This window comes from Saccharopolyspora pogona (assembly GCF_014697215.1).
GTDB lineage: Bacteria > Actinomycetota > Actinomycetes > Mycobacteriales > Pseudonocardiaceae > Saccharopolyspora > Saccharopolyspora hattusasensis.
The window spans coordinates 5,100,441-5,111,910 of sequence record NZ_CP031142.1; the positions used below are offsets into that span (position 1 = coordinate 5,100,441).

Genomic DNA, 11,470 nt, shown 5'->3' on the forward strand with positions numbered 1-11,470 from the left:
ATACCACCACGTCCAACGATGCCGGGCTGACCTCCGAGTCTATTGCTTCCCGCCGGGGCACACGGCCCGGGGTTGCAACTACCCGCGTTTGGCAAGCCTCACCTAAGCCCGGATGCTCCGCCGAACCGTCATCCGTGTTTGAGTGGAAACGTGCACCACACCGCAGCCGACGCCGCTACCTGCGCCGCACTGTCCGAAACGCTCGCCGAGCCGATGCCCGGCACCGCAGCGGTGGCCGACAGCTGGCTGTGCCTGGAACAGCGCGGCCCCTGGGGCCACAACGCGCTGACCCAGAGCCACCTGGACCCCGAGCTCGGGCGGGCGCTGTCCGCGCGGGCCGGCCAGCACCGGGTGCGGATCCAGCTCATCCGGCACCCCGGGCGGCACGCGGACACCGCCGGTGACCAGCCGCGGCGGGTGTTCCTCGCGCACACCGCCCCCGGCACCGGCTGGCTGCGGACTGCGACCACCACGGACCCCGCCGAACTCCTCGAACTCGACTTCGCCCGGATCGCGGCCGGCCACCACGACGGCTGGGGGCAGCCTGCCACCGAGCCGCTGCTGCTGGTGTGCACCAACGGCCGCCGCGACCGGTGCTGCGCCCTCCTCGGCCGCGAACTGATCACCGAACTCGCCGGGCGGCACGACGGCACGGTCTGGGAGTCCTCGCACACCGGCGGGCACCGCTTCGCGCCCGCCGCGGTCGTGCTGCCCAGCGGGTACACCTACGGGCGGCTGAACGCGCAAACCGCCGACGCGGTGCTGTCCTCAGCCGCGGCCGGGAAGGTCGTCCTCGACCACTGCCGAGGCCGATCCACGTGGAGCCGCGCCGGACAAGCCGCCGAACTCGCCCTCCGGGAGCGCCTCGGCGAATACCTCGCCGACGCCCTGCGCGTCACCAGCGAAGAAGCCCACCAGGTGCTGATCGACCACCAGGACGGCCGGAGCTGGCAGGTCGTGGTCCGGGAACGCGAACTCGACCCGCCCCGGCCCAACAGCTGCGGCAAGAAGGCGATCCGCCCCACCGCCTGCGCCGTCGAAACCATCAACCGCCGACCAGCGCCCCAACCGCCGAACCCAACTGAGTAGGCGTCACCGCGGTCACGATGCCCTCCGGCGGCGCCGAAGCAGGCGAAACCGGCGGACCCGGCACGCACAGCGAAACGACGACCAGGAAAGCCACCGCGGCGCCCAACACCGCGCACACCACCAAGGTCGGCAGCTGGACCCGGAAACCGGACAGACTCCAATCGCGCACGAAGGGAAGATCGGCCGCCCCCCACAGACCGTTACCATCCGCAGCCGGCTGCTGCGACGCACATCACCACGCCGAACACGCCGACCGGCAAAAAGAAAACCGGCCACTCACCGATGGCGAGCGGCCGGCCGCGACGTCGGGGTGGCGGGATTTGAACCCACGACCCCTCGCACCCAAAGCGAGTGCGCTACCAAACTGCGCCACACCCCGTCCGACGTGCGGAGCACCCGGGAACCCCGGGTGCGTTGCGGACAGCTTATCGCGACCCGCTAAGCTGTGACACAGCAAGGTCGCCTAAGCCCGCGAGGGCCGGGCGGAAGTAGCACGCGGGCGTAGCTCAATGGTAGAGCCCCAGTCTTCCAAACTGGCTACGCGGGTTCGATTCCCGTCGCCCGCTCCGAGTTGGACACTTTGTGTCTAGTGGGCCTTCGGCCCACCTAGACCCTTACTCTTCGCCTTCGCTGTGGGGGCCGAGCCCCCCACACCCCCCACGGCACGAGGGTCACTTTTCGACTGCTTCTCAGCTTTCTCGCGTTCCCGGCCTGGGTTTTGACCAGCCGTGCCGTGGTGGCGATTTCACGGGGTTTGGCCCCAGACCTTCACACTTCGCCATGCTGTGGGGGCCGAGCCCCCCACACCCCCACGGCGCGAGGGTCACTTTTCGACTGCTTCTCAGCTTTCTCGCGTTCCCGGCCTGGGTTTTGACCAGCCGTGCCGTGGTGGCGATTTCGCGCGAAATCGCCGCTCCCCATGCGTGCTGGGTGGCGATTTTGCGCGAAATTGTCGCTTGCTCCTTCCCCTTTGAGGCGCGCTGTGTTCGCGACCATCCAGTCTCGTCCTGCAGAGCGGCGCGCCGGGGCAGCGACCTTGCTCACAGTGTCCGCTGTGTCGCGCCTCTCGGGTTTGCCGTTGGGCGGTTCGTGCCGCTTCGCGGCTGTTGCGTTGTTGGGTTGGGGTTCTGGGGAATAAAAAGGCTTTGGGTTTTGTCAGGGGGTTGCGCGAGGCTTGTGGTCGGGCTTGACGGCGGCTCGGGCCCTTCTCGACTCTTCTTGATCTCTTGGGGGTTTTGTGCGGCGGCTTGAGTACAAGTGGTTGGTCGGCATCACCTTTGTACTGGCGCTGATCATGCAGATCCTCGACGTCACCATCCTGAACGTCGCGCTGGCCACCTTGGGGCGGGAGTTCCGGGTCGACGCCGCCGCACTCCAGTGGGTGCTCACCGGGTACATGATCAGCCTCGCCGTGTTCATCCCATCGTCCGGCTGGATCGCCGATCGGTTCGGCAGCAAGCGGACCTTCCAGTCCGCCGTCGTCATCTTCACCCTCGCGTCCGTGCTGTGCGGGGTTTCCACCGAGATGTGGCAGCTCGTCGGCGCCCGGGTGCTGCAGGGCGTTGGCGGCGGGATGCTCGTGCCCGTTGGCCAGGCGATGCTGTTCCGGGCCTTCCCGCCCAACGAGCGCGCCAAGGCCGGGGCCGTGCTCTCCATCCCGATCACCGTTGCGCCCATGCTCGGGCCGGTGCTCGGCGGGTTGCTCGTCCAATACGCCAACTGGCGGTGGATCTTCTTCATCAACGTCCCCGTCGGGGCCTTGGCGCTGTTCTTCGCCGTGGTGTTCCTCCGGGAGGAGCCGCAGCGCGATCCGGGGCGCTTCGACTTCCCCGGTTTCGTGCTCGCCGGAGCCGGTTTGGCGACGCTGCTCTACGGGCTCGAACAGGGTGCGCAGCTCGGCTGGGGCCAGCCCCAGGTTTGGTCGAGCCTCGTGGCCGCGGTGCTGCTCATCGGCGGGTTGGTCTGGCGGGAGTTGACCGTCACGCGTCCGATGCTCGACCTGCGGCTGCTGACCGACCGGTTGTTCGGCACCGGCAACGTGCTGCTGCTGTGCCAGACCGGGGCGATGTTCGGGGTGCTCTTCCTCATCCCGCTGTACCTGCAGAACCTGCGCGGGGTATCGCCCATGCACGCCGGCCTCGTGCTGATGCCGCAGGCCATCAGCATGTTGCTGACCACCCAGGTAATCAGCCGGATCTACGGCCGGGTCGGGCCGAAGCGGCTGATCCTGGCCGGGTTCGCGGTGCAGGTCGCGATCGGCCTCGGGTTGCAACTGCAGGGCACCGACACCTCGTTGTGGCTCCTGGTCGCGTTGCTCGCGGTGCAGGGCGTGGCGATGGGGCTGCTGATGACTCCGGTGCAGACCGCGACGTTCGCCCGGATCTCCGGTGCCGCCATGGGGCAGGCCAGCTCGATGTTCAACGTCAGCAGGCAGGTCGCCACCGCGCTGGGAACCGCGATCGTCGCGACCGTGCTGGTGGTGCTCACCGAGCACGGCATGTCCACAGTGGATCACACCGCGGCCGGCCAGGTCGCCGAGGCGCAGCTGGGCGCCTACCACGGCGCCTTCCTGGTCTCGGTGGTCTTCGCTGGGCTCGGCCTGCTGCTGGGGCTGCGGGTGCGCGACTCCGACGCGGCGGCCAGCCTGGACACCCCGGCCGCGAAGGCACAGCCGAGTGAACGCGAGCCCTCGAAAACCGTGAGATAGCTCAAGCTCGCCCCACTCCCGGAGCGGCCCGGGCAGTATGTGAGGGTGACCGACATGCCGCACGCCGACCAGGTCCGCAATCACGCCCGCTGGCGCTCGGGCTGGCGCGCCGGGCGCACCGGCTACGCGTGGCTGCTGCCGCTGGCCGACCAGCCCGGGCTGCGCAAGCTGGTGAACGACTACCAGTACGCGCTGCGCGATTTGCCCGGCTTCGACCTCGTCCCGCTGGAATGGATGAACATCCTGGTGCAGGAAATCGGTTTCACCGACGAGATCGACGAGTCGCGCATCGAACCGCTGGTGGCGGCCGCCCGTACCCGGCTGGCGTCCGCGCTGCCCCTGACCCTGGCGTTCCACCACGCAGTTGTGCTGCCGGAGTCGCTGTCGCTGCCCGCCGAACCCCAGTCGACGGTGCTCGATCTCCGCGCCTCGGTGCGCGAAGTGACCGCCGAGGCACTCGGTGGAGCGACCCTCCCGGCGGAACCCGAAGACATCGACAAGCACGTGAGCCTCGCCCACTCCACCACCGAAGGCCCGGCGATCTTCGCCGTCGCCACCCTCGGTGCCACGGTGGTCGAGCCGACCACGGCCAAGGTGTCCGCGCTGTCCCTGGTCAAGCTCAACCGGGACCACTCGTGCTCCGAGTGGGAGACCGTCGCCGAGGTCCTGCTCGGCGTCTGAGCGCACGGTTTCAATTGAAACTGCGGTCACCCCTGGGTTTCCGCAGTTTCAATTGAAACCGCCGACTCCCGAGGACCGCCTGAAAATGAGTCGCACGCCGTTCTCGCGGGCGGTATGAACGTCACATGGCGGACCTCACCACGAGAAGTCTTTCGGCCGACGACCGCGAGTTGTTCTTCGACGTCTTCACCGCTGCTTTCCTCGACGACAGCCGCGACTCCGCGGTCGAGCGCTACCGCGAGATCTTCGACCCGGCGCTGGCCCACGGAACGTTCGACGGCGATGAGGCGATCGGCGTCGCCGGGCGGTTCGAAACGGGCATCACGCTGCCGGGCCCGGTTCAGCACCCGGTCGCCGCCATCACGGCGGTCGGGGTCAAGCCCGGACACCGGCGACGCGGCGCGCTGACCTCGCTGATGCGCGCCCAGCTCGACGACCTGCGCGGCAACGGCTCCGGGCTCGCCGCGCTGTACGCCTCGGAAGCGTCCATCTACGGCCGGTTCGGCTTCGGCCTGGCCAGCTACGAGAGCCACCTGACCCTGCCCCGCGGGGCGGCTTTCTTGTCCACTGTGGACGTCGATGGGAGGCGGGTCAGCGAGGTCGACCGGGAAACCGCGCTGGAATTCGTGCACCAGCGATACCCCGCGGTGGCCGCGACCCGGACCGGCTGGCTGTCCAGGGCCGACGGCTCCTGGGAAGTCCGGGTGATCGACGACCGCAGCGAGCGCGGCGACCTGGGCAAGACCCGGTTCGCGCTGCACCCCGACGGCTACGTCATCTACCGGCCCAAGCCCAATTGGACGAACCAGGGCCCCGCCTACCACCTGCGGGTGCTGGAGCTCGTCGCGTCGACCCCGCGGGCCTACGCCGCGCTCTGGCGGTACCTGCTCGACTTCGACCTGGTCGGCGAGGTGCACTGGGGCAAGGCCGCGGTCGACGAACCAGTGGTGGGCATGCTCGCCAACTCGCGCCTCGCGGAGCGGCAGATCATCGACGGGCTGTGGGTCCGGCTGGTCGATCTCGACCACGCGCTGGAAGCACGCCGGTACAGCGCCGCGGTGGACGTCGTGTTCGACGTCACCGACTCGTTCTGCCCGTGGAACGCGGGCCGGTGGCGGCTGACCACAGGCGCCGACGGGGTCGCGAGCGTCGCCCGCACCGACGACCCGGGCCAGATCGCATTGGACGTCAGCGACCTGGCCGCGGCGTACCTGGGGGGCAACACGCTGTCCGGGCTGGCCCGGTCCGGGCGGGTAGCCGAGCTCGCGCCGGGTGCGCTGTTCGAAGCCTCTCGCGCGTTCACCACCGACGACGCCCCGCACTGCCCGGAGGGTTTCTGATCGACCAGCGCCCCTGCTGAGCGGCGTACCGTCGGAACCAACGGGTGTTCCGCCGGGTCAGGAGGCACGGGTGACCGCAATCGTCATCATCGTGATCGCCCTCGTGGTGATCGTCGCCGCGGTCTGGTGGTCCCGGCAGAAGGCCGTGGCGCACCAGCGCAACCAGCTCGAAGACGCCAAGGCGGAAGCGCGGCGCTGGGTGGAGCGGTTGGGCGGTCAGGTGCTCAACCTGGTCGGCACCAACGAAGCGGCCAAGCAGGCGCTCGCCGATGCGGCTGAACGGCACGGCGCGGCGGTCTCCCAGCTCGACCAGGCGCGCACCGCCGCGCAGGCCCGCCTGACCACGGAGTCCGCGCTGGAAGGCCTGTACTACGTGCGGGCCGCGCGGATCGCGATGGACATTGATCCGGGCCCCGAGCTCCCCGACCTCTCCGGCCAGCGCGGCGCGGGCAGTGTGACCGAGTACCGCGAGGTCGAGGTCGAAGGCCACCCGCAGGTGGCGTCGCCGAACCCCACCGAGCAGACCCCGCACTACTACCCGGGCGGCACGGTCGCCGGGCGGCCGGTGCCGCAGGGCTGGTACAGCGAGCCGTGGTGGAAGCCGGCGCTCGTCGCGGGTGCCTGGGGCGTGGGCTCGTTGGTGCTGATGAGCGCCCTGTTCGGCGGCATGGCCGGGATCCCGGCAGAGGCGGCCTACGCGGACGGCCTGGGCGCCGGCGGCGACCCAGGCATCGACGCCGCGAACGCGGGCGGCGACGGCGGATTCGACCAAGGCGAATTCGACATGGGCGGAATCGACCAAGGCGGAATCGACATGGGCGGTTTCGACCTCTGACGGTTCCGATGCCGCTGGCGACAACCCGCAATTTCAATGGAAACTGGACCATCGATTTCCATTGAAATCGTGCGAGTTATCCGCACCCTCCGGCGTGTCGTGACCCGACACGCCGGAGAACCGCAATTTCCATTGAAATCGGACCTTCGATTTCCATTTGAAATCGCACACCTCCTGGGGAGGTGGGGACGTTCGTCAGTCTGTTTGGCAGGTGGGGCACCAGTAGAGGTTCCGGGCAGCGAGAGCTGCCGTGGCCACCGGGGTTCCGCAGATCAGGCAAGGCATTCCCGCCCGCCGGTAGACGTAGACCTCTCCGCCGTGCCGGTCTTGGCGCGGCGCCCGACCGGTGACCTCCGGCAGGTGCTCCGGCCGCACCGTGTCGATGCGACCCACGCGCACCCCATCGGCCATCAGCTCGACCAGGTCCGCCCAGATCGTCTCCCACTGCACCCGGTCCAACGACCGGCCCGGGGTGTAGGGAGGGATGCCGTGCCGGAACAGCACTTCGGCGCGGTAGACGTTGCCGACACCCGCCAGCACCTTCTGGTCCATCAGCAGCGCGGCAATGCTCATGCGGGACCGCGAGATCCGCTGCCAGGCCTGCTCGGGGTCGGCGTCCCGGCGCAGCGGATCGGGGCCCAGCCGCCCGCGCAGCGCGGCGACCTCCTCGCCGGTCAGCAGCTCGCACGCGGTGGGACCGCGCAGGTCCGTCCAATGTGTACAGCCGACGATGCGCATCCGCACCTGCCCGCGCGGTTCGGCCAGCGGGAGCTCGGATTCCGTGAACGTGCCGTACAACCCCAGGTGCACGTGGACGACTCGATCCGGGCCGTAGAAGTGGAAGAGGTGCTTGCCGTGCGCTTCAGCCCGCTCGAATACCGAGCCGTTCAGCAGCGAAGCGCTGGTGGCGAACCTCCCCTGCGGGCTGCCCACCCGGACCTCCGTGCCGGCGAACAGGTCGCTGTGCAACCCGGCGAGCCGGTGCAGGGTGTGGCCTTCAGGCATGTCAACAGTCCGTCCGCGTCAAACGAGGATCCACAGCACGACCGACTCCACGAGGTACGCCGCCACACACCACAGCGCGATCAGCAGACCGCGCCGAACCGGTCGATCGGGATGCCGGAACACCGTCCCGGCCAGTAGCGAGGCGCACAGCGCGATGACACCGCCCACGATCAGCCACAGGCCCACCCCGAGCACGCAGTCGGGTTCGGTGCAGACCGCACCTGGGCCACCGGCGAGGACGGGCGCGAGCGCGCGCTGCCCGAAGAAAAGCACCAGCACGCCAGCCGCGGTGCCCGCTGCCGCCACCAGAGGTGTCAGCAGCGCCGCGGTCCGGCGTGCCGGTGCCATCGATCAGCTGCCGGGCAGGGCCGGGGGCTGGCCGGTCTTCTCGTAGTCGGTGAGCAGGTCGATCCGGCGCTGGTGCCGACCACCCTCGAAGTCGGTGGTCAGGAACGCCTCGACGATCTGCTCGGCCTCCTCGACGGTATGCATCCGCGCACCGATGCCGGCCAGCAGCGCGTTGTTGTGCTGCCGGGCGAGCTTCGCGGTTTCAACGCTCCAGGCCAGCGCGGCGCGGGCGCCGGGGACCTTGTTCGCGGCGATCTGCTCGCCGTTGCCGGACCCGCCGAGGACCAGCCCGAGGCTGCCCTCGTCGGCGACGACGCGGCGGGCGGTCTCGACGCAGAACGGCGGGTAGTCGTCCTGGGCGTCGTATTCCGCCGGACCGATGTCGGTCACGTCGTGACCCTTGTCGGTCAGCCACTTGGCGAGGTGGTTCTTGAGTTCGTAGCCGGCATGGTCGGAGCCGATGTAGACGCGCACGCAGGCAGTCTGCCAAATGGCCCCCACCCCCGCTCACCCCGGTTACGCTACCCGCTGTGACCAGCGCGAACCCCGACGTGCACCTCGACTGGGGCCTGCCCGGCCTGCGAGCCCTGGCGGACTGCCCGGTGCTGGTGGTGGTCGACGTGCTGTCGTTCTCGACGGCCGTGGACGTCGCCACGACCACCGGGGCCCGGGTGCTGCCGCTGCGCTGGCAGGACGCCTCGATACCCGCAGGTGCGGTGCTCGCGCAGCCCCGCAGCCTGGACGAGTGGTCCCTGAGCCCGTCGTCGCTGCGCACCCTCAACCCGGACGTGCTGCTGGGATTGCCGTCACCGAATGGCGCGACGCTCTGCGCTGAGGCGTCAGCCACCGGGGCCACCGTGTTCGTGGGTTGTCTGCGCAACGCGGAGGCGGTGGCGCACGCAGCAGCACAGGAAGGTGGGCCGATCGGCGTCATCGCCGCAGGGGAACGCCGGGACGACCAGCTGCGGCCCGCGATCGAGGATCAGCTCGGTGCGGGTGCGATCATCTCCGCCCTGCCCGGCCGCCGTTCTCCCGAGGCAGAGCTGGCCGCGGCCGCGTTCCGGGCCGTGACCGGCGAGATCGGCTCTCTGCTCGCCGACTGCGAATCGGGTCGGGAGCTCGCGGAGCTGGGGTTCGCGCACGATGTCGCGCTGGCCGCCGAGGTGAACAGCAGCCGGCAGGCGCCCGTGCTGCGGGACGAGGTCCTGGATTCATGGTGAGGTCCCTGGAAGATCGCATGACCAATTCCGACGGAATGATCGCGCTCGGGCCACTCGCAGTCTCCGTGCTTGCGAAGCAGTCGAGCATGGACGTTCAAGTCGAGTCGGAATATCTGCCGCAGCATCTCCTTTCCAGGGATTGCGGCTTTCCGCGTAACCTCTCGTCATTCTCGTAGGTGCGGAGTCAACCGGAAGGGCCGGCGCGTATCTCACCTCAGTCCTGGGTTCGGCCCAGGTGGTCCGCCGTGCGGGTCGTCTCCGGGAGGCGGTACTTCGGGGCTAGGCGGAGGGTGAGGTCGCAGGCCCCGTCAAGGGTGTAGCGGTGGCCCATCGAGACGAACACCGGCTTCACCCCGCGCTGCGTGCGCAGCGCCCGGCCGACGACTTCGTCGTCCATCCGCAGCGGCGCCCACTCCCCCCGCTCGTCGCCCGGCGGCTCGTAGCGGCCCATCGCCGTCTTGCCGATGCCGATGCTCGGGATCTCCGTCAGCAAACCCAGGTGGCAAGCCAGTCCGAAGCGGCGGGGGTGGGCCAGGCCTTGCCCGTCGCAGACCAGGACGTCCGGCACCACCGACAGCCTGGAAAGCGCCGTGAGTAGCGACGGGGCCTCGCGGAAGGCGAACAGACCTGGGATGTAAGGAAAATCAGTCGAGCCGCGCACGACAGCACTGTCCATGACGGACAATGTCGCGACATCGACGACCGTCACCGCAGCGACCAGTTGATCCGAGTCGCGGTACGCCACGTCCAGGCCCGCCGCTGTGCGCACCTCGACCGGTTCGCCGTCGAACCGGACCAGCGGGCGCAGCCGTTCTTGGATCGCAACGGCTTCGACTTCCGTCGAGGGCCACGGGTGCAGGTCACGGACGCGGATCACGCCTCGATCGTATGCCGGTCCGCCCACGGGACCGTGAGTCTTTGGGCTGCTGCAGCTGCCCATAGGACCCACGACCCCGAGGTCAGCGCTGGATGGACCTCGCTGGGCTTTAGGACCATGGTGCAGTCGGCCGCCAGCGCCGGCACGACCTTGGCGACGATCTGGTGCAGCAGGGAGTTCCGCGGCGTGATCGCGGCGACCACACCGATCGGCTCCCGCACGATCAGCGAGTTGCCGGCCTCCTCGGTCCAGGCGAAGCCACCCGGCGATCCCGGCCGAGGTCGCCACCGGCACGCTCGCGTGCACCTGGGTGGCGGAACTTGATCGGCGAGCCCATCTCGGCGGTCACCGTCGCAGCGATCTCGTCGCGGTACCCGCTCCGCCGCTGTGGCACCGGCGTGCTCGTGTTACCGAACGACAACGGTCTTTCCCATTTCTGCGGGAAGGCCCGCCGATCGCCTCGCCGAGCGCGCTGGGAAGGTGCCGGCCCGACACCTTCCCAGCCGGAAACGTCAGTCGAACCGCGGCGACTCGGTGCGGGTGCGCTTGAGCTCGAAGAAGTACGGGTAGCTGGCCAGCGCGAGGGCGCCGTCGAACAGCTTCGCCGCCTCCTCCCCGCGCGGGATGCGGGTGATCACCGGGCCGAAGAACGCCACCCCGTCGACGTGGATGGTCGGCGTGCCCACCTCGTCGCCGACCGGGTCCATGCCCGCGTGGTGGCTGGCGCGCAGCTCCTCGTCGTACTCGGTGCTGCTGGCCGCCTCGGCCAGCGACGCGGGCAGGCCCACCTCGGCCAGCGACTCGCTGATCACCTGCTCGAAGTCCTTGTTGCCTTGGTCGTGCAGGCGGGTGCCCATCGCGGTGTAGAGCGGCGACAGCACGTCGTCGCCGTGGTGCTTGGCGGCGGCGATGGCCACCCGCACCGGACCCCACGCCTTCTCCAGCAGCTCCTGGTATTCGGCGGGCAGGTCGCGGCCCTGGTTGAGCACCGACAAGCTCATCACGCGGAAGTTCAGGTCGATGTCGCGGACCTTCGCGACCTCCAGGATCCAGCGCGAGGAAACCCACGCGAACGGGCACGCCGGGTCGAAGTAGAAGTCGACCCTGGGTCGGGCTGCGGCGCTCATCAAGCCTCCAGTGTTCTCCGGGACGGGCGCGGATCGCCCAGCGCCCCGGTATTCGAGAAGTCCGGTCGCGGACGCGTTCCTGAACGCGTCGTCATGGGTATCAACCCCGGTAGAGCCGAATGTCTTCCCACCCGACCCGACACGCCGACGACGAAGGCGGACCCGCCCGGCAGCACGCCCGCACGCGGACGTGATTTGATGCCTGCGCCAGGTGCGCCAGGCGCCCCTGGCCTGACGAGTC

General features: G+C 69.4%; 14 protein-coding genes and 2 tRNA genes. 8 read left to right on the plus strand and 8 right to left on the minus strand.

From position 1 onward, the window contains the following. Window positions 1-150: 150 nt before the first annotated feature. Entirely contained in the window at window positions 151-1,089 is a 939-nt protein-coding gene (locus DL519_RS23405) for a sucrase ferredoxin (RefSeq protein ID WP_190817942.1), read from the plus strand. Here the strand turns inward: DL519_RS23405 and DL519_RS23410 are convergent. Next, window positions 1,046-1,258, minus strand: coding sequence for a hypothetical protein (locus tag DL519_RS23410; RefSeq protein WP_190817943.1), 213 nt, complete (start codon window positions 1,256-1,258; stop codon window positions 1,046-1,048). The genes DL519_RS23405 and DL519_RS23410 overlap by 44 nt on opposite strands. 136 nt (window positions 1,259-1,394) lie before the next feature. Continuing rightward, window positions 1,395-1,468, minus strand: a tRNA-Pro gene (locus tag DL519_RS23415). Between the two features lie 116 nt (window positions 1,469-1,584). On the opposite strand from DL519_RS23415, the gene DL519_RS23420 reads away from it, so the two are divergent. The 5 genes from DL519_RS23420 to DL519_RS23440 all read left to right on the plus strand — a co-directional run bounded on the left by DL519_RS23420 (window position 1,585) and on the right by DL519_RS23440 (window position 6,652). Further along, a tRNA-Gly gene (locus DL519_RS23420) sits at window positions 1,585-1,655 on the plus strand. A gap of 671 nt (window positions 1,656-2,326) precedes the next feature. Continuing rightward, entirely contained in the window at window positions 2,327-3,796 is a 1,470-nt protein-coding gene (locus DL519_RS23425; RefSeq protein ID WP_190817945.1) for an MDR family MFS transporter, read from the plus strand. A 54-nt stretch (window positions 3,797-3,850) separates the two neighbouring features. Further along, window positions 3,851-4,477 carry a 2'-5' RNA ligase family protein gene (locus DL519_RS23430; RefSeq protein WP_190817946.1) on the plus strand — a complete coding sequence of 209 codons (627 nt, stop codon included), beginning with the start codon at window positions 3,851-3,853 and terminating at the stop codon, window positions 4,475-4,477. Window positions 4,478-4,602: 125 nt separating this feature from the next. Continuing rightward, the gene (locus DL519_RS23435) at window positions 4,603-5,817 is read left to right on the plus strand and encodes a GNAT family N-acetyltransferase (RefSeq protein WP_190817947.1); all 1,215 of its coding nucleotides are present in this window, start codon (window positions 4,603-4,605) and stop codon (window positions 5,815-5,817) included. Window positions 5,818-5,887: 70 nt separating this feature from the next. Next, window positions 5,888-6,652 (plus strand): hypothetical protein, encoded by a 765-nt coding sequence (locus DL519_RS23440; RefSeq protein WP_190817948.1) that lies wholly within the window; start codon window positions 5,888-5,890, stop codon window positions 6,650-6,652. Window positions 6,653-6,847: 195 nt separating this feature from the next. Here the strand turns inward: DL519_RS23440 and DL519_RS23445 are convergent, their stop codons facing one another. The 3 genes from DL519_RS23445 to DL519_RS23455 are packed head-to-tail and all read right to left on the minus strand — an operon-like array spanning window position 6,848 to window position 8,479. After that, on the minus strand, window positions 6,848-7,657 hold the full coding sequence (locus DL519_RS23445) for an Fpg/Nei family DNA glycosylase (protein ID WP_190817949.1): 810 nt from the start codon (window positions 7,655-7,657) through the stop codon (window positions 6,848-6,850). 18 nt (window positions 7,658-7,675) lie between these two features. Then, on the minus strand, window positions 7,676-8,005 hold the full coding sequence (locus tag DL519_RS23450; RefSeq protein ID WP_190817950.1) for a hypothetical protein: 330 nt from the start codon (window positions 8,003-8,005) through the stop codon (window positions 7,676-7,678). A gap of 3 nt (window positions 8,006-8,008) precedes the next feature. Further along, on the minus strand, window positions 8,009-8,479 hold the full coding sequence (locus DL519_RS23455; protein ID WP_190824167.1) for a ribose-5-phosphate isomerase: 471 nt from the start codon (window positions 8,477-8,479) through the stop codon (window positions 8,009-8,011). Window positions 8,480-8,535: 56 nt separating this feature from the next. Between DL519_RS23455 and DL519_RS23460 the strand changes: the two genes are divergently transcribed. Next, window positions 8,536-9,225: a 2-phosphosulfolactate phosphatase gene (locus DL519_RS23460; RefSeq protein WP_190817952.1), complete on the plus strand. Its 690-nt coding sequence runs from the start codon at window positions 8,536-8,538 to the stop codon at window positions 9,223-9,225. Between the two features lie 17 nt (window positions 9,226-9,242). After that, window positions 9,243-9,401 carry an Imm49 family immunity protein gene (locus DL519_RS50305; protein ID WP_190817954.1) on the plus strand — a complete coding sequence of 53 codons (159 nt, stop codon included), beginning with the start codon at window positions 9,243-9,245 and terminating at the stop codon, window positions 9,399-9,401. Between the two features lie 38 nt (window positions 9,402-9,439). On the opposite strand, the gene DL519_RS23470 is transcribed toward DL519_RS50305, so the two are convergent. The 3 genes from DL519_RS23470 to DL519_RS23480 all read right to left on the minus strand — a co-directional run bounded on the left by DL519_RS23470 (window position 9,440) and on the right by DL519_RS23480 (window position 11,229). Continuing rightward, window positions 9,440-10,099, minus strand: a complete 660-nt coding sequence (locus DL519_RS23470) for an endonuclease V (RefSeq protein WP_397545069.1) — start codon at window positions 10,097-10,099, stop codon at window positions 9,440-9,442. Further along, on the minus strand, window positions 10,099-10,323 hold the full coding sequence (locus DL519_RS50310) for an aldehyde dehydrogenase family protein (RefSeq protein ID WP_263399703.1): 225 nt from the start codon (window positions 10,321-10,323) through the stop codon (window positions 10,099-10,101). The genes DL519_RS23470 and DL519_RS50310 overlap by 1 nt, the downstream gene beginning before the upstream one ends. A 291-nt stretch (window positions 10,324-10,614) precedes the next feature. After that, window positions 10,615-11,229 carry a mycothiol-dependent nitroreductase Rv2466c family protein gene (locus tag DL519_RS23480; RefSeq protein WP_190817958.1) on the minus strand — a complete coding sequence of 205 codons (615 nt, stop codon included), beginning with the start codon at window positions 11,227-11,229 and terminating at the stop codon, window positions 10,615-10,617. Between the last annotated feature and the right edge of the window lie 241 nt (window positions 11,230-11,470).

Bases quoted from the DNA above. Each gene is read 5' to 3' on its own strand.
- DL519_RS23445 (WP_190817949.1), bottom strand. From the start codon at position 7,657: ATGCCTGAAGGCCACACCCTGCACCGGCTCGCCGGGTTGCACAGCGAC.
- DL519_RS23480 (WP_190817958.1), bottom strand. From the start codon at position 11,229: ATGAGCGCCGCAGCCCGACCCAGGGTCGACTTCTACTTCGACCCGGCG.
- DL519_RS23430 (WP_190817946.1), top strand. From the start codon at position 3,851: ATGCCGCACGCCGACCAGGTCCGCAATCACGCCCGCTGGCGCTCGGGC.
- DL519_RS23450 (WP_190817950.1), bottom strand. From the start codon at position 8,005: ATGGCACCGGCACGCCGGACCGCGGCGCTGCTGACACCTCTGGTGGCG.
- DL519_RS23435 (WP_190817947.1), top strand. From the start codon at position 4,603: ATGGCGGACCTCACCACGAGAAGTCTTTCGGCCGACGACCGCGAGTTG.
- DL519_RS50305 (WP_190817954.1), top strand. From the start codon at position 9,243: ATGACCAATTCCGACGGAATGATCGCGCTCGGGCCACTCGCAGTCTCC.